General features: G+C 64.2%; 21 protein-coding genes and 1 tRNA gene. 15 read left to right on the plus strand and 7 right to left on the minus strand.

What is annotated here, in order from left to right; all coding sequences use genetic code 11:
* The 9 genes from pyrE to NGM99_RS02640 all read left to right on the plus strand — a co-directional run bounded on the left by pyrE (position 1) and on the right by NGM99_RS02640 (position 7,735).
* On the plus strand, positions 1 to 579 hold the full coding sequence (gene pyrE / locus NGM99_RS02600) for an orotate phosphoribosyltransferase (RefSeq protein ID WP_252815633.1): 579 nt from the start codon (positions 1 to 3) through the stop codon (positions 577 to 579).
* Positions 579 to 977, plus strand: coding sequence for a holo-ACP synthase (gene acpS, locus NGM99_RS02605; RefSeq protein WP_252815634.1), 399 nt, complete (start codon positions 579 to 581; stop codon positions 975 to 977). Before pyrE ends, acpS begins: the two co-directional genes overlap by 1 nt.
* Positions 978 to 1,083: 106 nt before the next feature.
* Positions 1,084 to 1,833, plus strand: coding sequence for a signal peptidase I (gene lepB, locus NGM99_RS02610; protein WP_252815635.1), 750 nt, complete (start codon positions 1,084 to 1,086; stop codon positions 1,831 to 1,833).
* 3 nt (positions 1,834 to 1,836) lie between these two features.
* On the plus strand, positions 1,837 to 2,565 hold the full coding sequence (rnc, locus tag NGM99_RS02615) for a ribonuclease III (RefSeq protein ID WP_252815636.1): 729 nt from the start codon (positions 1,837 to 1,839) through the stop codon (positions 2,563 to 2,565).
* The gene (gene era / locus NGM99_RS02620) at positions 2,562 to 3,488 is read left to right on the plus strand and encodes a GTPase Era (protein WP_252815637.1); all 927 of its coding nucleotides are present in this window, start codon (positions 2,562 to 2,564) and stop codon (positions 3,486 to 3,488) included. The genes rnc and era overlap by 4 nt, the downstream gene beginning before the upstream one ends.
* 15 nt (positions 3,489 to 3,503) lie before the next feature.
* Positions 3,504 to 4,244: a DNA repair protein RecO gene (gene recO / locus NGM99_RS02625; RefSeq protein WP_252815638.1), complete on the plus strand. Its 741-nt coding sequence runs from the start codon at positions 3,504 to 3,506 to the stop codon at positions 4,242 to 4,244.
* A gap of 95 nt (positions 4,245 to 4,339) precedes the next feature.
* The gene (locus tag NGM99_RS02630; RefSeq protein ID WP_252815639.1) at positions 4,340 to 5,002 is read left to right on the plus strand and encodes a YiaD family glycine zipper/OmpA-like lipoprotein; all 663 of its coding nucleotides are present in this window, start codon (positions 4,340 to 4,342) and stop codon (positions 5,000 to 5,002) included.
* 407 nt (positions 5,003 to 5,409) lie between these two features.
* Complete coding sequence (locus NGM99_RS02635) at positions 5,410 to 5,724, plus strand: hypothetical protein (RefSeq protein WP_252815653.1); 315 nt, start codon at positions 5,410 to 5,412, stop codon at positions 5,722 to 5,724.
* A gap of 130 nt (positions 5,725 to 5,854) precedes the next feature.
* Positions 5,855 to 7,735, plus strand: coding sequence for a L,D-transpeptidase family protein (locus NGM99_RS02640; protein WP_252815655.1), 1,881 nt, complete (start codon positions 5,855 to 5,857; stop codon positions 7,733 to 7,735).
* Positions 7,736 to 7,885: 150 nt separating this feature from the next.
* On the opposite strand, the gene NGM99_RS02645 is transcribed toward NGM99_RS02640, so the two are convergent.
* Together NGM99_RS02645 and NGM99_RS02650 are read right to left on the minus strand one after the other, a co-directional pair.
* A tRNA-Val gene (locus NGM99_RS02645) sits at positions 7,886 to 7,960 on the minus strand.
* A gap of 58 nt (positions 7,961 to 8,018) precedes the next feature.
* On the minus strand, positions 8,019 to 8,720 hold the full coding sequence (locus NGM99_RS02650; protein ID WP_252815663.1) for an HAD family hydrolase: 702 nt from the start codon (positions 8,718 to 8,720) through the stop codon (positions 8,019 to 8,021).
* A gap of 129 nt (positions 8,721 to 8,849) precedes the next feature.
* On the opposite strand from NGM99_RS02650, the gene rpiA reads away from it, so the two are divergent.
* The 3 genes from rpiA to gor all read left to right on the plus strand — a co-directional run bounded on the left by rpiA (position 8,850) and on the right by gor (position 11,619).
* On the plus strand, positions 8,850 to 9,548 hold the full coding sequence (gene rpiA / locus NGM99_RS02655) for a ribose-5-phosphate isomerase RpiA (RefSeq protein ID WP_252815665.1): 699 nt from the start codon (positions 8,850 to 8,852) through the stop codon (positions 9,546 to 9,548).
* A 16-nt stretch (positions 9,549 to 9,564) separates the two neighbouring features.
* The gene (locus NGM99_RS02660; protein ID WP_252815666.1) at positions 9,565 to 10,146 is read left to right on the plus strand and encodes a DUF2059 domain-containing protein; all 582 of its coding nucleotides are present in this window, start codon (positions 9,565 to 9,567) and stop codon (positions 10,144 to 10,146) included.
* A gap of 78 nt (positions 10,147 to 10,224) precedes the next feature.
* The gene (gene gor / locus NGM99_RS02665; RefSeq protein ID WP_252815668.1) at positions 10,225 to 11,619 is read left to right on the plus strand and encodes a glutathione-disulfide reductase; all 1,395 of its coding nucleotides are present in this window, start codon (positions 10,225 to 10,227) and stop codon (positions 11,617 to 11,619) included.
* Positions 11,620 to 11,622: 3 nt separating this feature from the next.
* Here the strand turns inward: gor and NGM99_RS02670 are convergent, their stop codons facing one another.
* Both NGM99_RS02670 and NGM99_RS02675 read right to left on the minus strand, forming a co-directional pair.
* Entirely contained in the window at positions 11,623 to 11,970 is a 348-nt protein-coding gene (locus tag NGM99_RS02670) for a DUF3140 domain-containing protein (protein WP_252815670.1), read from the minus strand.
* Positions 11,970 to 12,278, minus strand: a complete 309-nt coding sequence (locus tag NGM99_RS02675) for a plasmid stabilization protein (RefSeq protein WP_252815672.1) — start codon at positions 12,276 to 12,278, stop codon at positions 11,970 to 11,972. Before NGM99_RS02675 ends, NGM99_RS02670 begins: the two co-directional genes overlap by 1 nt.
* A gap of 80 nt (positions 12,279 to 12,358) precedes the next feature.
* On the opposite strand from NGM99_RS02675, the gene NGM99_RS02680 reads away from it, so the two are divergent.
* Both NGM99_RS02680 and NGM99_RS02685 read left to right on the plus strand, forming a co-directional pair.
* Positions 12,359 to 12,724 (plus strand): GFA family protein, encoded by a 366-nt coding sequence (locus tag NGM99_RS02680; protein ID WP_252815674.1) that lies wholly within the window; start codon positions 12,359 to 12,361, stop codon positions 12,722 to 12,724.
* Between the two features lie 66 nt (positions 12,725 to 12,790).
* Positions 12,791 to 13,462, plus strand: a complete 672-nt coding sequence (locus NGM99_RS02685) for a carbonic anhydrase (RefSeq protein WP_252815676.1) — start codon at positions 12,791 to 12,793, stop codon at positions 13,460 to 13,462.
* Positions 13,463 to 13,530: 68 nt separating this feature from the next.
* Here NGM99_RS02685 and NGM99_RS02690 read toward each other — a convergent pair whose 3' ends face one another.
* Entirely contained in the window at positions 13,531 to 13,839 is a 309-nt protein-coding gene (locus tag NGM99_RS02690; protein WP_252815678.1) for a DUF1236 domain-containing protein, read from the minus strand.
* A gap of 301 nt (positions 13,840 to 14,140) precedes the next feature.
* Here NGM99_RS02690 and NGM99_RS02695 point away from each other — a divergent pair, with 301 nt between their 5' ends.
* Positions 14,141 to 15,175 carry a glycoside hydrolase family 25 protein gene (locus NGM99_RS02695; RefSeq protein ID WP_252815680.1) on the plus strand — a complete coding sequence of 345 codons (1,035 nt, stop codon included), beginning with the start codon at positions 14,141 to 14,143 and terminating at the stop codon, positions 15,173 to 15,175.
* Positions 15,176 to 15,300: 125 nt separating this feature from the next.
* Here the strand turns inward: NGM99_RS02695 and NGM99_RS02700 are convergent, their stop codons facing one another.
* On the minus strand, positions 15,301 to 17,007 hold the full coding sequence (locus NGM99_RS02700; protein ID WP_252815682.1) for a methyl-accepting chemotaxis protein: 1,707 nt from the start codon (positions 17,005 to 17,007) through the stop codon (positions 15,301 to 15,303).
* Positions 17,008 to 17,601: 594 nt separating this feature from the next.
* Complete coding sequence (locus tag NGM99_RS02705; RefSeq protein WP_252815684.1) at positions 17,602 to 18,558, minus strand: nucleoside hydrolase; 957 nt, start codon at positions 18,556 to 18,558, stop codon at positions 17,602 to 17,604.
* Positions 18,559 to 18,584: the final 26 nt, after the last annotated feature.

Genomic DNA, 18,584 nt, shown 5'->3' on the forward strand with positions numbered 1-18,584 from the left:
ATGCAGAAAGACGATGTGCTGGACGTGTTCCGCGAAGCGGGCGCCATTCTCGAAGGTCACTTCATCCTGACCTCCGGCTTGCGTAGCCCGGTCTTTCTGCAGAAGGCCCGCGTCTTCATGCATCCCGACAAGACGGAAAAGCTCTGCCGCGCGCTGGCCGAGCGCATTCGCGCTGAAGTGGGCGAGGGGATCGACTACGTCGTCGGCCCTGCCATCGGCGGCCTGATCCCCGCTTATGAGACCGCGCGCCATCTGAAGGTTCCGGCCATCTGGGTCGAGCGTGAGGCGGGCGAGTTCCGTTTGCGCCGCTTCGAGATCGCGACAGGCGCGCGCGTCGTGATCGTGGAGGATATCGTGACAACGGGCCTTTCGATCCGTGAGACCGTGGATTGCCTGCGCGCGCTTGGGGCCGAAGTCGTGGCGGCTGCCTGCATCATCGACCGTTCCGCCGGCAAGGCCGAGATCGGCGTTCCGCTCATCGCGCTTGCCGAGCATGAGGTGCCGGCCTATCCCGCCGATGCGCTGCCACCCGAACTCGCAGCCATTCCCGCAGTCAAACCCGGCAGCCGGAACATCTGATGATCATCGGCATCGGCAGCGATTTGATCGATATCCGGCGCGTCGAGAAAACGCTGGAGCGTCATGGCGAGCGCTTCACCAGTCGCGTCTTCACCGAGATCGAGCGGCAGAAGTCCGATCGCCGCAAGGAGCGCGCCGCGTCCTACGCCAAACGCTTCGCGGCCAAGGAGGCCTGTTCCAAGGCGCTCGGTACCGGCCTGTCGCAAGGCGTGTTCTGGCGCGACATGGGCGTGGTCAACCTGCCCAGCGGGAAACCGACCATGCGGCTGACCAATGGGGCGGCGGAGCGGCTGGCCTCGATGGTGCCCGCCGGCAAGACGGCTGCGATCCATCTGACGATCACGGACGACTTCCCGCTCGCGCAGGCTTTTGTGATCATCGAAGCGCTGGATTCATAAGAACAACTTCGCGCCGCAATCGCAGCGAAGGAGTGCCGTTGCCGGGGGCTTGGCAAGTCGCTAAGACCCGCCCAAGCCCGATTTGACGGCCTGATTTGAGGAATGCATGAGCGTGGCGCAGAAAGAAGCAAAGAAAAGCGGTGGGCTGGGGGAGACCTTCAGCGTCATCATCCAGGCGCTCCTGCTCGCGCTGGTGATCCGCACCTTCCTGTTCCAGCCCTTCTCGATCCCTTCCGGTTCGATGCGTCCGACGCTGCTCGAAGGCGACTACCTCTTCGTGACGAAGTGGGCCTATGGCTATTCGCGTCACTCCTTCCCGTTCTCGCCGCCGCTGTTCTCCGGCCGCATCTTCGGCTCGGGCCCCGAGCGGGGCGATGTCGTGGTATTCAAGTTTCCGCCGAACCCGTCCATCGACTACATCAAGCGCGTGATCGGCTTGCCCGGGGACCGCATCCAGATGCGTCAGGGCCAGCTTTTCATCAACGACCAGCCCGTGCCGCGCGAGAAGGTCGGGCAGATCGACAATCCTGATGTCACCGAGGTGAATCGCCCGGTGGACGTTTACAAGGAAACGCTGCCCAACGGCGTGTCCTACGACACGCTCGACCTGACGCCCAATGGTGTTGGCGACGACACGCGCGAATTCATCGTGCCCGCCGGCCACTATTTCATGATGGGCGACAACCGCGACAACTCCACCGACAGCCGCTTCAATGTCGGCTATGTGCCGGAAGAGAACCTTGTCGGCCGCGCCAATATCATCTTCTTCTCGATCGCCGGCGGCGCGAGCCCGCTGGAAATCTGGAAGTGGCCGAGCCTGATGCGGCCGTCGCGCCTCTTCAACGGTGTGCACTAAGCGATGAATGGGCGGGGAAAGCGGCCCACGGGCGCAGTCCTCGCAGAGCGCCTTTTCGGCATCGCGGGCTATCGGGTTCGCGATGCGGCACTCATCGAGCGCGCGCTGACGCATTCCAGCGTGCGCGGCCGGGGCGAGGGCGATTACGAACGGCTGGAGTTCCTGGGCGACCGTGTGCTCGGTCTGCTCGTCGCCGACTGCCTGCTAAAGCGGTTCCCGGCGGCGACCGAGGGTGAGCTGGCGCTGCGGCTGAACGCTTTAGTGAGCCGCGAAGCCTGCGCCGAGATCGCCGAAGAGTCTGGTCTCACCGAACTGATCCGCGCCGATATCGGCTTGAAGGCGTTGCAAGGCCGCAAGGCGCGCAATGTGCGGGCCGATGTGGTCGAGGCGATGATCGCCGCCATCTATCTTGATGGTGGCCTGGAAGGTGTCAGACCCTTCATCGAGAAATACTGGACGAAACGCATGAATGCGCGCGAGGAAGCGCCGCGCGAAGCCAAGACTGCCTTGCAGGAATGGGCGGTGACCCGCGACGGCGCGGTGCCGGCCTATACGATCGAGGAGCGCAGCGGACCGGATCATGATCCGCTCTTCACCGTGTCCGTATCGGTTCCGGGTCTGGAGCCTACGAGCGGGCAGGGCGGGTCGCGGCGCAAGGCGGAACAGGCGGCAGCCGAGGCGCTTCTGGTGCGCGAGGGCGTTTGGCCCGCACAAGTGAAAGAAACGGCATGAGCGAGATCGAACAACCGGCAGGCGATGCGACAGAGACGCGCTCCGGCTTCGTGGCGCTGATCGGCGCGCCGAATGCCGGCAAGTCCACGCTGCTCAACCAGCTCGTCGGCGCCAAGGTGTCGATCGTCACGCACAAGGTGCAGACGACGCGCGCCATCGTGCGTGGCATCGTTTCGCGCGCGCAGACGCAGATCGTGTTCGTGGATACGCCGGGCATCTTCAACCCGAAGCGTCGCCTGGACGAGGCCATGGTGACGACCGCTTGGGGCGGGGCGAAGGACGCCGATCTCGTGCTGGTGCTGATCGATGCCGAGCGGGGCCTGAAAGGCGACGCGCAGGCGATCCTCGAAGGGCTCAGCGCCGTGCGCCAGCCCAAGTTCCTGGTGCTCAACAAGATCGACCGGGTGAAGCGCGAAACGCTGCTGGGCTTGGCAGCGGAAGCCAATGCCAAGGTGCAGTTCGAGGAAACCTTCATGGTGTCCGCACTGACGGGCTCTGGCTGCGACACGCTTCTCGACAAGCTCGCCACGCGCCTGCCTGTCGGTCCATGGTTCTATCCCGAGGATCAGATTTCCGATCTGCCGATGCGCCAGCTGGCCGCCGAGATCACGCGCGAAAAGCTGTTCCTGCGCCTGCATCAGGAACTGCCTTACTCGTCGCATGTCGAGACCGAGAAGTGGGAAGAGCGCAAGGACGGTTCGGTGCGCATCGAACAGGTCATCTATGTCGAGCGCGAAAGCCAGAAGAAGATCGTGCTCGGCGCCAAGGGCCAGACGATCCGCGCCATCGGCCAGGCGGCGCGGGGCGAGATCGCCGAGATCGCCGAGCAGCCGGTTCATCTCTTCCTGTTCGTAAAGGTTCGCGAGAACTGGAGCGAGGACCCCGAGCGCTTCCGCGCCATGGGGCTCGAGCGCCCGCGATGAGCCGCCACCGCTGACATGGAATGGCGCGACGAAGGCATTGTGCTGGGCACGCGCAAGCATGGCGAAACGGCGGCCATCGCTGAGGTGATGACCCGCGCGCATGGCCGTCATCTGGGCCTCGTCCATGGCGGTCGCTCGCGCCGTCAGCGCCCCGTTCTGCAGCCGGGCAACAAGGTCGATCTCGTTTGGCGTGCCCGCGTCGATGAGCAGTTGGGCACGTTTCAGGTCGAGCCGCTCGAACTGAACGCCGCGCAGTTCATGGAAAGTGCCGTCGCCGTCTATGCGCTCCAGACGTTGGCGGCGCATCTGCGTTTGTTGCCCGAGCGCGATCCGCATCCGGCGCTTTACGAAGCGCTTCTCGCCATCCTCGATCACCTCGGCGAACCGGCCGTTGCGGGAGAGCTCTTCGTTCGTTTCGAGCTGCTGCTGCTCGAAGAACTGGGCGTCGGCCTCGACCTGTCGCAATGCGCCGTGACCGGTTCGCGCCAGAGCCTGGCTTATGTTTCGCCGAAGTCGGGGCGAGCCGTTTCGCTTGCGGCCGGCGAGCAGTGGAAGGATCGGCTTTTGCCGTTGCCGAACTTTCTTCTGCTGCGGGCCGGCGAGGGCGCTTCGGCCTCGGCGGTCAATGACGGCTTCCGCCTGACCGACCATTTCCTTCTGCGCGACGTTTATAACCAGCGCGATCAGGCCGAGCCGGAATCACGCGCGAGCCTGCTCGGCGCACTCAACAAAACGTTGTCGTCCGCCGAGAACTAAGCCGTCCCCATTTTGTCGCAATCTCTGCTATGAGTTCCGCTCAGGGACAAACGTCAGCCGGCGCGAACAGCCGGGTTTCGAGAGAGGGATTGAGTATGATGAAGCGCGTGGGCGCCGTTGTGGCCGCGACCATTTTCCTTGGTGCGTGCACGACCGATCCGTACACCGGTGAGCAGAAGGTCTCGAACACGGCAGGGGGCGCTGCTCTGGGTGCTGGCCTCGGTGCGCTTGCGGGCCTGGCGGTCGGCGGCTCCAAGAACGCGCAGCGCAATGCGGTTCTGATCGGTGCCGGCATCGGCGCGCTGACGGGCGGCGCCGTCGGCAACTACATGGATCGCCAGGAAGCCGAGCTTCGTGCCCAGTTGCAGGGGACCGGCGTGAGCGTGACGCGTTCGGGCGACCAGATCATCCTCAACATGCCCTCCAACATCACCTTCGCGACCGACCAGGACAGCGTGAAGGCCGGCTTCTACCCGACGCTCAATTCGGTGGCGCTGGTGATCAAGAAGTTCAACCAGACCACGGTCGATGTGTACGGCCATACCGATGCTCAAGGCAGCGACAGCTACAATTACGACCTGTCCCAGCGCCGCGCGCTAGCGGTGGCCGATTACCTGTCCAGCCAGGGCATCGACTCGCGCCGCTTCGCTGTCACCGGCTTCGGCGAATCGCGCCCGATCGCGTCGAACAACACGGAAGACGGCCGCGCCCAGAACCGCCGCGTCGAGATCCAGCTTTCGCCTCTGACCGAGGGCTGATCAGCGGCCGATCTTGTCGCGAGGCGGGATCGGGATTATCTTGATGACTGGAGTGGGACCGAGCTTTCGCCCGGCCCCGTTTCCTCTACAGCATGATCTGGACCCGGAGGATGACTTGCCAGCCTCTCCGGGTCCTTTTCATAGTGAGAGTGACGCTAAGCGGCATAACCACATCGCGCACCTCCAGTTCGAGAGCGAGGCCGTCGCCACGGTCGGGGTGGCCTGTCCTCCCCGATGCGCCGGCTGGCTCGACGCAGCTGCTTCCGCTCTCGAATCCTCTGAGCCTACTGTTCGATGACTTTCCCGTCTGCTTCCAAATTACTCCTATTCGCGCCTGCGCTCGGCGCAACAATCGGCGTCGCGGTTCGTTGATTGCCAGACTGAAGCACTCGCAGAGGAGCGGATCCATGTCGGGCGATCCTGAGGGCGGAGACGACCGCAAGCGCGGTAACGAGCGTGATCATACCGGGAGTGGCGAGGGGGTGGACAAAACCCGGCGCTCCGGTGACCAGACAAGCGGACCGATCCATACCGGAAACGAGGTCGGGCGCGATGAACTGGCGCAGGCGGATTATGGCGGCACCGAGCGCGGACCTGCGCCGGATGCGGATGCGCCGCATGAGGGTGGGGTGAGCGACAGCACCGTCAAGAGTGAAGGGCGCAAGCCCACGGCGGAACGCGATCGTGACTACGACCCCGATGGCGACCGCACGGGTCGTTAACCTTTCGGGTGTTGTCTCGCAGCGGCCACAGCTGCGCCGATTCCGTTTGTCTGCCGCTTTCCCGGTCTATCAATGCCGTGACCGGGCAGTATGATTCTGTGACGCCGACCATAGCCTGGGGAAAATCTTCATGATCCGCTTTACGTGCCGCCTTGCCGTCAGCGCCGCGATCCTTGCGTCTGCCATGGGTGGTGCCAGCGCCAATGCGCTCGATGCGGCGCAGCGCGAAAGCTTTATGCGCGGCGGGTCTTCCACGGTTCGTGTCGCGCCGCGCGGATATTATTATGGCAATGATGTCGTGCAGCCGCGTCGTCGGGCGCCCACCGCCCCGGCTGCGGCTCCGGCAACGGTTCGCAGTGCAGCACCCGCGCCGAAGATCTCCTCGCCGACCTATTACGATTATCGCGCCGACAGGCTCGTGCCGGTAAATTTCACGACCCTCGCGAGCCAGGCCACGCTCGAGCAGGGCGATGGCGGGCAGGGCGCAGTCCATTCGATCGATTTCTCCGGTCTCGCCGATTTCCAGCTGATGGCCGAAAAGCCGGTCGCGGATGCTCTGGTGGGCTATTACGGCACGACCAGTTCGCCGTTGTGGATCGATGACGACGGCCAGCCGACCGAGCGCGCACGCGAGGCGATGCGGGTGATGGCTCAGGCCGACCAATATGGTCTCGACCCGGCCGAATATGCAGTCGCCGAACCGCTCGGCGCATCCAAGGTGGGCGCGGTGCGGTTCGAGATGGCGCTGTCGGCCAAGGTGTTGCGTTACCTGCGCGATGCGAGCGGCGGGCGCATCGATCCGAACAAGCTGTCCGGCTATCACGACTTCGCCGCCAAGCCTTTCGACGGCAAGGCCGAGCTGGCGCGCATGGGCCGGGCCAAGAAGATCGAGGCGGCCCTGCTCGCGGCACACCCGCAGATGCCGCAATATAAGGTGCTGAGCGCCGAACTTGCCAAGCTGCGCAACGAGCAGAAGAGCACGCCGCATGTCGATCCGGCATTTTCGCTCAAGCCTGGCGAGTCGAGCCCGGAACTGCCCGCTTTCATGCGCCTCGTCGCCGAGCGGTTGCCGGCGGACGACCTCGAGAACCGCGCTTTGGCGCTCGATTTCGGCAATGGCGAGACATATGGGCGCGAACTGATTCCGGCCATCAAAGCCGTGCAGGAAGCGCACGGGCTGCGGGGTGATGGTGTGATCGGGCCGCGCACCGTGCAGGCGCTGGCGGGCACACCGGTGGCCGACCGTGAGGAAAAGCTGAAGATCGCCATGGAGCAGCTGCGCTGGTTGCCGCGCACGCTCGGCGAAACCTATGTGTTCATCAACCAGCCGGCCTACACCGTTTCTTACGTCGAGGATGGCGCGGAAAAGCTGAGCATGCGCACCGTGATCGGCTCGGTGAAGAACCAGACGACCTTCTTCGTCGATGAGATCGAGCGCGTCGAATACAATCCTTATTGGGGTGTGCCGCAGTCGATCATCGTCAACGAGATGCTGCCGCGCCTGCGCAGTGATCCGGGCTATCTCGACCGCGCCGGCTACGAGGTAACGGATGCGAGCGGCCAGCGCGTACCGTCCTCTTCCGTGAACTGGGGCTCCTACGGCTCCAAAATCCCCTACAGTGTGCGTCAGACGCCGAGCGAGGAGAATGCGCTGGGCGAGTTGAAGATCATGTTCCCCAACAAGCATGCGATCTACATGCACGACACGCCGTCGAAGTCGCTGTTCAGCCGCGACATGCGTGCGGCGAGCCATGGCTGCGTGCGGCTTTCGCAGCCACGCGAGATGGCCGCTGCCGTGCTGGGTACCGATGTGGAGCATATCAAGGCGAAGCTGGCCAAGGGCCATTCCTCGGAAAAGGTAACGCGCAAGATCCCGATCTATATCGCCTATTTCACCGCCTGGCCGGCGGCCGATGGGACGGTGAAATATTTCGGCGACGTGTATGAGCGCGACAAGCATCTGGGCGAGGCGATCGCCGACACCGAGACGGCGCGCGCTGCGAGCAGCTGATCTTCTCCCATCCTCCCTGCCACCAAGCCCCTTCGGAGCGATCCGGAGGGGTTTTTCTTATGCCCGTTCCCCGTGCGCCTGCGCGAGAGGAAATATGGCCCCAGATTAAGTGAGGGCCCGGAGGGGGTGGATGAAATTATTTCTGGAAAATGGTGGGCGCGACAGGGATTGAACCTGTGACCCTTCGCGTGTGAAGCGAATGCTCTCCCGCTGAGCTACGCGCCCGGTTCGGTGCCTGAGCGCCGAAGCAGGGCCGCGATATAGTGTGCGCTTCGCCGACTCGTCAAGCGGGTTGGGCGACTCTTCCTCTCGACGCTGCGAGAAGCTTGTTCGAGAGCGCCAATGTAAGCTCGTCATAGGCCGAGATGACGACCGACGGATCGTATTCGGACACGTGCCGGTCGGTGTAGCCGAAATCGACCGCGACCACCGGAACACCCGCGTTCTGCGCGGTGTGAATGTCGGTCTTGGAATCGCCGACCATGATCGCGGCATCGGGCGAGCCGCCGGCACGGGCGATGGTTTCGAGTAGGTGACGCGCATCGGGCTTGCGGAAGGGAAAGGTGTCCGCGCCGCAGACCGCGCTGAAATAAGGAGCGAGACCGAGCGTCTCGATCAGCCGGAGGGCGAGTGCTTCGGGTTTGTTGGTGCAGATGGCGAAACCGAAGCCTGCCACCTTGTGGCGCTCGATGGCCTCGACCACGCCGGGATAGGGCTTGGACGTGCCGGGGATGTTGTCGGTGTAATGGGCGAGGAAGATGGCCGCGAGCTTTTCGAGCTCAATGGGGCTGAGGGTCCTTGCGCGCAAAGCATAGGCGCGCTCGATCATGGCGCGGCCGCCCATGCCGACATGGAAGCCAATGCTGTCGCGCTCGGCCGGCTCGACGCCCGCGCTGGCGAGAGAATGATTGAGGCTCGCGACGAGATCAGGCGCGGTATCAACCAGCGTTCCATCGAGATCGAAGACGAGCAGGGGCTGGGTCACGCGTGATCTTTCCGGGGTGAGGGGGCGGGCTGGACTGAGGCTGTCGCACAGGCTTGTCGCAAAGCGCTTCCGCTTTGCCAAGCCGGATGGCGGATGCTAGAGCGCGTGGCTCCAAGGGTCGGAGTGGGCATGGACGCAAGAGAACTCAAAGCGGAAGCCGCGCGCATTGCGCTGGGCCATGTCGAATCCGGCATGCGGCTCGGCATCGGCACGGGTTCGACCGCCGAAGAGTTCATCCGCGTGCTCGGCGCCAAGGTGGGCGAGGGGCTGAAGATCGTCGGCGTGCCGACCTCGGAGCGCACGGCTTCGCTGTGCCGCGCGCTGGGCATTCCGCTTTCCAATCTCGACGAGACGCCGGAACTCGATCTGGTCGTGGACGGCGCGGACGAGTTCGATCCCGCGCTGAACCTCATCAAGGGCGGCGGCGGCGCGCTGTTGCGCGAGAAGATCGTGGCGACGGCTGCGAGCCGCATGATCGTGATCGCTGACGCCTCCAAGCGGGTCGAGGCGCTGGGGCGCTTCCCCTTGCCGATCGAGGTCAACATCTTCGGGCGTCGGGCGACCGAGATCGCCATTCGCCGCGCGGCAGAAGAGCTCGGTCTTTCGGGCGAACTCAAGCTGCGCGAAAAGGATGGCGAGCCGTATCTGACCGATGGCGGACACCAGATTCTCGATGCATCTTTTGGCCGCATTCCCGATCCAAGAGCCCTTTCCTTGAGCCTCCACGCCATTCCCGGCGTGGTCGAGCACGGTCTTTTTCTCGATCTGGCCGATGCCGTCATCCTCGCCTCCGATGCAGGCGTGGAGACCATCGGCACCATCCGCTAGACAGGGAGTTTCGCGCATGATCCTCGCCACCCGCCTCAAGAGCCTTCGGGCCGTGGCATTTGCTTCCGCGCTTGCCTGCCTGACGGTGCCGGCGCTCGCGCAGGAGATTTCGGACACGCATCTCAAGGCCGCGCGCGAGGCCATCACGGCGTTGAACGCGACGGACGTGTTCGACGGCATCCTGCCCGGCGCCGCGGCGCAGCTGAAGCAGCAGCTGATCGGCCGCAATCCCGATCTCGAACAGCTGATCACGACGACCGTGGACGAGAAGGTGCTGGGTCTCGTGGGCCGTCGCGCCGACCTCGAGCGGGAAGCGGCACTCGCTTACGCCCGCGTCTTCACCGAGGACGAGCTGAAGCAGATGGCGACGTTCTTTTCCTCGCCGGCCGGCCAGAAGCTGATTTCGGACGGCGCCATCGCCAACCGTGAAGTCGCGAAGGCCGCGGAGATCTGGCAGCGCGGGATCGCGCGTGATCTGGCGGTTTCCGTGGCCGAGGTGATCGTCAAGGAAAAGCCGGACGCGGACACTTCGACGGCACCGGTCGCCAATCCCGACGACCAGCCGGCTGCGCCCGCGCCCGCCGCGACCGGAAACTGAGCGTAACCTCATGCGTTTCGAGAGCCCGGCCATGCCGGGCTTTTCTTTTGCCTCTTTCCCATAAGTTTGGAGCCCGCGATGCCGGATTATGACTACGACCTGTTCGTGATCGGTGGTGGTTCGGGCGGGGTACGCGCCGCGCGCGTTGCCGCTTCGCTCGGCAAGCGCGTCGGCATCGCGGAAGAGTATCGCTATGGCGGCACCTGCGTGATCCGGGGCTGCGTGCCCAAGAAGCTGTTCGTCTATGCCTCGCAGTTTCCCGAGCAGTTCGAGGACGCCAGGGGGTACGGCTGGACGGTCCCCGAAGCGAGTTTCGATTGGCCGACGCTGCTGGCCGCGAAGGACAAGGAGATCGCGCGGCTCGAAGGTATCTACCGCGCAGGCGTGGACAAGGCGGGCGGCGACACCTTCGCGTGCCGGGCCAACCTTCTGGATGCTCATACGATCCGGCTCGAAGGCGAGAACCGCACGGTGACGGCGGAGACGATCCTCGTGGCGACCGGCGGGCGGCCGAACCGGCATGAGTCGCTGCCGGGGCACGAACACTGCATTCTGTCCGATCAGGCTTTCGTTCTGCCGGAACTGCCGAAGAGCATCGTGATCGCGGGCGGCGGCTATATCGCGGTGGAGTTCGCCAACATCTTCCACGGGCTCGGCGTGGATACGACGCTGATCTATCGCGGCGTCGAGATCCTGCAGCATTTCGACATGGATGTGCGCACCGAACTGCACAAGGCGATGGAAGCGAAAGGCATCAAGATCCACTGCAAGACCGTGTTCGACCGCATCGCCAAGGAGCCCGACGGCAGGCTGCGCGCGCATCTGTCGGACGGCGCGGTGCTGGAAGTGGATCAGGCGATGCTGGCGCTGGGCCGCATCCCGAACACCAACGGCATGGGGCTGGAGGAGGCGGGCGTCGAGCTCGGCAAGGCGGGCGAGATCGTTGTGGACGATTATTCGCGCACCAATGTGCCGAATATCTATGCCGTGGGCGACGTGACCAATCGCGTGCAGCTGACGCCGGTCGCGATCCACGAGGCGATGTGCTTCATCGAGACCGTGTTCAAGAACAACCCGACGGTGCCCGACCACGATTGCGTGGCGACGGCGGTCTTCTCGCAGCCGGAACTCGGCACGGTGGGGCTGACCGAAGAAGAAGCGGCCAAGCAGTATGACGAGCTGGAGGTTTATCGCGCGCATTTCCGGCCGCTGCGGCATACGATTTCGGGCCGTGATGAGAAGGTGCTTCTGAAGCTGGTGGTGGATGCCGCGAGCCGCCGCGTGGTGGGCGCCCATATGCTCGGGCCGGATGCCGGCGAGATCGCGCAGCTGATCGGCGTGTCGGTGAAGGCGAAGCTGACCAAGGACGATTTCGACCGCACGATGGCGGTGCACCCCACGGCGGCAGAGGAACTGGTGACGATGTACCAGCCCTCTTATCGCGTGCGGAACGGCGAGAAGGTCGCCGCCTAGCGATCAGTCCTTCTTCATCGGGTCGTGGCCCCAGTTCATGAGGGAATGGCGCCAGTCGCTGTGTTCCTTGTCGGACTTGGGGCCGCCCTGCGCCATGTGGCGGCGCACATAGCCGACCACTTTCGCCATGTGCTGGTAGTCGTCGTCCGAAAGATCCGCCTTCTTCTTGTGCTTGATTTCGACGATGCGCTTGCCGCTCTTGTGGCCCACGCTTTCGCCTTCGCCGCTCTCCGACCAGCCGACGCGCTTCGAATCCTCGGTGTCGAGGAACGTCTCGAGGGCGGAGGGCGTCATGTTCACCACCTCGTTGAAGTCCTTGTAGGTCTGGTCGTGATCGGGCTTCTCGGCCATCAGGCATTCTCCTTGTTGCGCTTGCGGGTTTCGGCGGCCTTCTTGGCGGAAGCGGAGCGCTCGGCCGCGGTGCGGTTCGCGGAGGCCGCGCCGCCGCGTCTGCCGCCCTTCTCGGAAGAGGCATGGGTGTCGGGCTTGCCGCGTCCCGAGCCGGATTTGTTGCCGCCGCCGGACTCCTTGTTCACGGTCGCCCAGGCGCGGCGCTCGGCTTCGTCTTCGGGCACGCCACGGTTCTCGTAGCTTTCCTCGATATGCTCGGCCTTGGGCTTCTGCTTGTCGGTGTATTTGTCTTTATCCCCACGTGTCATGATGCTTTCCTCCGCTGATGATAAAGCGTTGCAACGCCTGCGTGGATGAAGCCGTTCCGCGCGGGGGGTCGGGAGGGACAATGAAGGTTCAGGGAAGCTGTCACTGCAAGGCGACGCGCTTCGAGGCGGCATTCGCGCCCGAAAGCGTCACACACTGCAACTGTTCGTTCTGCGCAAAAAGCGGGGCGCTTTGGGCCTACTACGATGTGGCAGATGTGGCGCTGGTCTCTCGGGAGGATGAGCGGACCTATCGGTGGAAGACAAAGACCGTCGCGCACAATTTCTGCGGAGTCTGCGGCTGTCGGACCTTTAGCGAAACGCCGGACTTCTCGACCGGCGAACCGAACTTCGAGAAACTGCGAATTTCCCTCAACGCGCGGCTGTTCGACGGCTTCGACCTCGATGCGGTGCGGGTGATCGAGATCGACGGCAAGAACGGCTGGTAGAGGACCGGTTGGGGACGAGTCCCCCGCACTCTTGCTGCGCCGCACGGGCGGCGCTAGAGCAGGCGCATGCTCGATCATCTCAAAGACAACAACCGTCGCTGGGCCGAGAAGAAGGTCGCTGCTGATCCCGGTTTCTTCAAGCGATTGGTGGCGCAGCAGGCGCCTGAATATCTCTGGATCGGCTGCTCGGACAGCCGCGTGCCCGCCAACGAGATCGTCGATCTCGATCCCGGCGAACTGTTCGTGCACCGCAACGTCGCGAACCTCGCACCGCCGCAGGACGCGAACTACTTGAGCGTGCTGCAATTCGCGGTGGACGTGTTGAAGGTGAAGCACATTCTCGTCGTCGGCCATTACGGCTGCGGCGGCGTGCGAGCCTCCGTCGATGGCCAGCGGCGTGGTCTGGTGGACCACTGGCTGCATCCGATCCGCGAAGTGGCGCATGAGCACCGGCATGAGCTGGAGGCGATCGCCGATGAAAGCCAGCGCATGGATCGGCTGACCGAGCTGAACGTGATCCGGCAGGTGAAGAACGTGTCCTCCGACGTGTTCGTGCAGGACGCGTGGAGCCGGGGCCAACCGCTGAGCGTGCATGGCTGGGTCTATTCGATCGAGACGGGGCTGGTGAACGATCTGGGCGTCACCGTCGCCAATCCCGAACAGCTCGAACAGCTGGAAGACGTCGCACCTGTGGCGGATCTCGCCGATCCGGCGAACTCGCCCGATCAGGCGCAATAGAAACAAAGGCAAAGGAAAAGCCCGCCGCGAACGGGTCGCGACGGGCTCTGCGTGAAAGACTGCTATGCTTAGTCGAGCACGCGGATGACGCGGCGCGTCTGAGGCTCGACCAGCACGGTGCGGTCGTCGATCACGACGTAACGGTACTGCGCATCCGGCACCTCGTCGATCGGGTAAAGCTCGACCGTTTCCGGCACCACCGTGCCGCTTTCGAAGGCGAAGTCGGGCACGGTCACCGATGTCACCGGGCGCTCGCGCACATATTCGCGCACGATCACTTCCTGTTCGGGCTGGATGATGATGTCCTGAGCGGACGCAGCTGCGGTGCCGGCGAGGATGAAGAGGCCGGCGGCAGCGGCGGCAAAACGAGATTTCATGGTCTTTCTCCATGTTGAGACGGATGATAGCGGGCTTCTGAGCGATCGATGTCCGGCATGGTCCCTCACATCCGGCTCGCAAAGCGTCCCGCGGCGGTAACGGAGCGGTGATTTGATGGTTCCCGCGCCGGACTTTGGTCTGGCGTGGCTGAATCTGGGCGATTTGGACGCGATGCAAAATTTCCGCAGGGTCTCCGGCATTCAGGCTTTGTTGGTAATCACCCTTTAGCAATAGGGTTTCGGCCAGAGCGTGCTCCGGCCGGCTCGCTGTTTGTGTTGTGATTCTTGCGTACGGGTCGTCATGCGGTCGAAGGGCGTCATCTCCACCCTCCTGTGTCTTGCACTGAGCGGCTGTTCGTCGAGCCTGGGCGGTGGTCTGGAAAGCTGGATGACGCCGACGCCGTCGCAGGAGCTGACCGGCTCGATCAAGCCGCAGACGCCGCCTGCCGCAATCGAGCGTGAGGTCGCCAAGGTGGAGGTCAAGCGCGAAGTGGCCAAGGCGGAAAGCGTGGCGACACGAACCGTCGCGGCTCCCATTGCCGAGGTCGAGAAGGTTGCGCCCGTTGCGGAAGCCATCGCGCTCGCGGCGGTGCCGACGCCGGTGGGGGCTGCGGCGGCACTTCTGCGCATCAAGCCGCAGCAGTTCCGCGACGCCAAGCCCATCAATTTCGGCAAGAGCCTCGCGCCCAAGCTCCTCACGGTTCACGGCGTCGATGTTTCGCGCTGGCAGGGCGACATCGACTGGGTGAAGCTGCGCGCGCAAGGCGCCAATTTCGCGTTCATCAAGGCGACCGACGGCGGCGACCATCTCGACCCCATGTTCAAGACCAACTGGCGCGGCGCGCATGAGGCGGGCCTCAAGCGCGGCGCGTACCACTTCTTCTACTGGTGCCGTACTGCAGGTGAACAAGCCGACTGGTTCATCCGCAACGTTCCGCGCGTGGACGGCGCGCTGCCGCCGGTGATCGATGTGGAATATAACGGCGAAAGCAAGTGCAAACGCCGGCTTTCCAAGGCGCGCGTGGTCGAGAAGATGCAGGTCTTCATGGACAAGCTGGAAGCCTATTACGGCCAGCGCCCGATCATCTATACCGCACCCGACTTCTATGCCGACAATCTCGAAGGCGAGTTCCTCGATTATCCGTTCTGGCTGCGCGCCGTGGCGCAGCATCCGTCCAAGGTTTATCCGGGCCGCAAATGGGTGTTCTGGCAGTATTCGGGCTCGGGACTGAGCCACGGCGTGGAAGGCAAGATCGACCTGAACGCGTTCCACGGCAGCGAGAAACAATGGCGCGCCTGGTTGCAGGGGCAATCGACCGTGGCGAGCGCGGATTGAGCCCGGTGCACTTGTCCCGCGCACGAGGCTGACAGGGCTCGGCCACGCCCCTGACTCCCAAGCGATAAACGAACGCCCCGCCATCTTGCGATGGCGGGGCGTTTGGCTTTTGGGGGAAGGGCTGTTCAGCGAGCGGCGGCTGCTCTTCCGAACGGAATCACATCGCCTGACAACTCGCTGCTGCCGGTGGTGCGGAAGCGGGCGACCAACTGGTTGAGCGCGTTGCTTTCCTTGGCGAGATCCTGGCTGGCAGCCGCCGTTTCCTCGACCATCGCGGCGTTCTGCTGGGTGACGCGGTCCATCTGGTTGACGGCGACGTTGACGGCCTGAAGTGCGGAGGCCTGCTCGTGTGCGGCGCCCGCCATGTCGGACACGATCGCGTCGATCTCGCTGACCTGCGCGATGATGCGCTGGAGCGCCTTGCCCGCTTCCGCGACCTGGCCGACGCCTTCGTTGACCTGCGTGGCCGATGCCGAGATCAGGCTCTTGATGGTCTTGGCTTCCTCAGCCGAGCGCTGGGAGAGGGCGCGCACTTCCTGGGCGACCACCGCGAAGCCCTTGCCGGCCTCGCCCGCGCGTGCGGCCTCGACGCCCGCATTCAGCGCCAGAAGGTTGGTCTGGAACGCGATCTCGTCGATCACGCCGATGACCTGACCGATCTTGCGCGAAGAGGCCTCGATCATGTTCATCGAGTTCACCGCGCGGCCCACCACTTCACCCGAGGCTTCCGCGTTCTTGCACGCGGCGGCGACGACTTCGCGCGCATGCGCCGCGCCTTCCGCAGCTTTCTTGACGGTGGAGGTGATCTGATCCAGCGCGGCGGCGGTTTCCTCGAGGCTGGCAGCCTGCGTTTCGGTGCGGCGCGCCAGGTCGTTCGTCGCGCCGGAGATTTCGCTGGTGCTGCTCTGGATCGCGAGCGTGGTGGCGGCGATCTGCTTCACGACGCCGTCAAACTTCGACATGGACGCGTTGTAGTCGGTGCGCAGCTGCTCGAAGGCAGGGACGAATTCGGTGCCGATGCGGTGAGCGAGATTGTCTCGCGTGACTTGGGCCAGACCGTTGGCAATCTCGCTGACCGCGCGGACGCGTTCGGATACATCGGTCGCGAACTTGACGATCTTGACGACCTCGCCGTTCAGACCGAAGACCGGGTTGTAGGAAGCCTGGATCCAGACTTCCTTGCCGCCTTTGCCGACGCGGCGAAATTCGGACGCGACATATTCGCCGGCGTTCAGCCGACGCCACAGATCGCGATATTCGGGTGACTGCGCGAAAACCGGCTCGACGAAGATGCGGTGGTGTCTGCCGACAATCTCGTCGAGGCGGTAGCCGAGCGCCTGGAAGAAGTTGTCGTTGGCGGTGATGATCTCGCCCGAGGGCGTGAACTCGATCACGGCCTGGGCGCGCAAAACGGCCGACATCTTGGCTTCGGTTTCGCTGTTGCGCAGCTTTTCGGGCGTCACATCGGTCGCCTGCTTGATGATCGAGACGAGTTTGCCGCGGCTGTTGCGAACGGGATTGTAGGAGGCCTTGATCCAGACCTCGCGGCCGCCCTTGGCGATGCGGCGATACTCGCCCGTATCGTGCTCGCCGCGCCCGAGCTTCTGCCAGAACGCCTTGTATTCCGGATTGCGGGCGTGGTCGGGCGGCATGAAGATGGAGTGGTGCCGACCTTTCACCTCGTCGAGCGTGTAGCCCATCTTGGCGAGAAAGAGTTCGTTGGCGTAGCGGATCTTGCCATCGAGATCGAACTCGATGATGGCGAGCGAGCGGGCGAGCCCGGCAAGCGCATCGGCGGCGTTGGCGTGGAACGGAGATGAAGTGCCGAACAAGCGGGTGCCTTTCAGGCGAATCGAGTGGGAGGCGCTGCGCGTGAGGCAGCGGAGGGGTCGGTCCGTCGTCGCACAATCAGCGCAATATGACCTGCGTAAGTTGCGCAAAACTTTCTCATCCGCGAAATAGTCGTATTATTCGGGGTTCAAGGGTCTCGGCCTTCGGCGGCGTGGCGTTTCGAGATGCTGCGTCACGAAATGCCGGATGCGCGTCGTCGCTGCCGCGCTCGGGTTTCGAGCCGGGGTATGGGGTGGTTCGGGTTCAGGAGACGGCGCATGGCGCTGGCCTCTGGACTTGAGTGAAGTGCATGACCCGCGCCATGCGCCGCTTTCGGTGTTCTTGCCCTAGGTCCACAGAACGGGGCGTCACCCACCGCTCCTCACTTGGGGCCCGGACTTAGGGGCTCATCACCCAGCCACGCTACGTTGGCACGACCAGTCCGGCACCGTCCGCCCCACAGATGCGCCGTCGCGACCTGGCTCCCGATGAAGCGGTGAGGGGAAATTAGCGGAAAGCGCGGAGGGGGTGGACGAAGAAAAAGCGGAAACGCGCGGATGCGGGGGATAGCTGCGGTGCGGCCGTGATTTCGTCCATCACTGCGCGCGTGCGAGCGTTTCCGTGATCAGCGCCATGACCGCGCTTGCCGCGACGCCGACCGCGACCGTCTGTTCGGGCAGACCGTCCCATTCGCCCGGCGGGAAACGGCGACCAGCCGGCTTGAGGATGGTCTGGCCATCGGCGATGCCGCCGCAGACGACGCGCACCGCACCTTGCACGGTTTGGAAAAGGTCGGGCCGAACGAGGGCGACGCAGGCGCAGGTGTCGTGGACGAGCATGCCGTCTTCGAGGAGGTGGCCGTAGAAGCGGATGTAATCTTGCGAAAGCGCGTCGAGCAAAGCGAGGTCGGAGCCGCCGGCATCGCTCAAGGCGGCGAGTTCCGCGCGGGTCATCACCGTCTGGCCGGTGACGTCGAGGCCGATGACAGTCAGTTTCCACGGCGCTGTCGTGACCGCATCCGCCGCTTCCGGGTCGCCATGGATATTGGCTTCGGCCGCCGGCGACACGTTGCCGGGAACATGGAAGCTGCCGCCCATGATGACGACCTGTTTGACCAGGCCGGCGATGGCCGGGTCACGCCGCAAGGCATTGGCGAGGTTGGTCATGCGGCCCACGGCGACGACCGAAACCTCGCCGGGATGGGCGTGGACGGTGTCGATGATGAATTGCGCGGCGTCTTCGTGATCGAGCGGGCGCGATGGCGGCGTGTCGGGAATGGGAATGTCGCCGAGGCCGTTTTCGCCGTGGACCATTACCGGATAGGCGTGCGGGATGCGGGCCGGGTCGTAAGGCGTGCCGGCGCCGCGCGCGACCGGCGCGTCGATCCCGAAGGCTTCGCGTAAAAACAGCGCGTTGCGCGTGGTGTTCTCGATCGAGGCATTGCCGAAAACGGTGGTGACGCCGAGAAGCTCGACCTCGGGATGGCGATGCAGAAAGAGCAGCGCCATCGCGTCATCGACGCCGGGATCGGTGTCGAAGATGACCTTATGCATGAAAGGTGGCCTTTGGGGACGAGGGA

Source organism: Mesorhizobium liriopis, from assembly GCF_024053505.1.
GTDB classification, from domain to species: domain Bacteria; phylum Pseudomonadota; class Alphaproteobacteria; order Rhizobiales; family Rhizobiaceae; genus Mesorhizobium_B; species Mesorhizobium_B liriopis.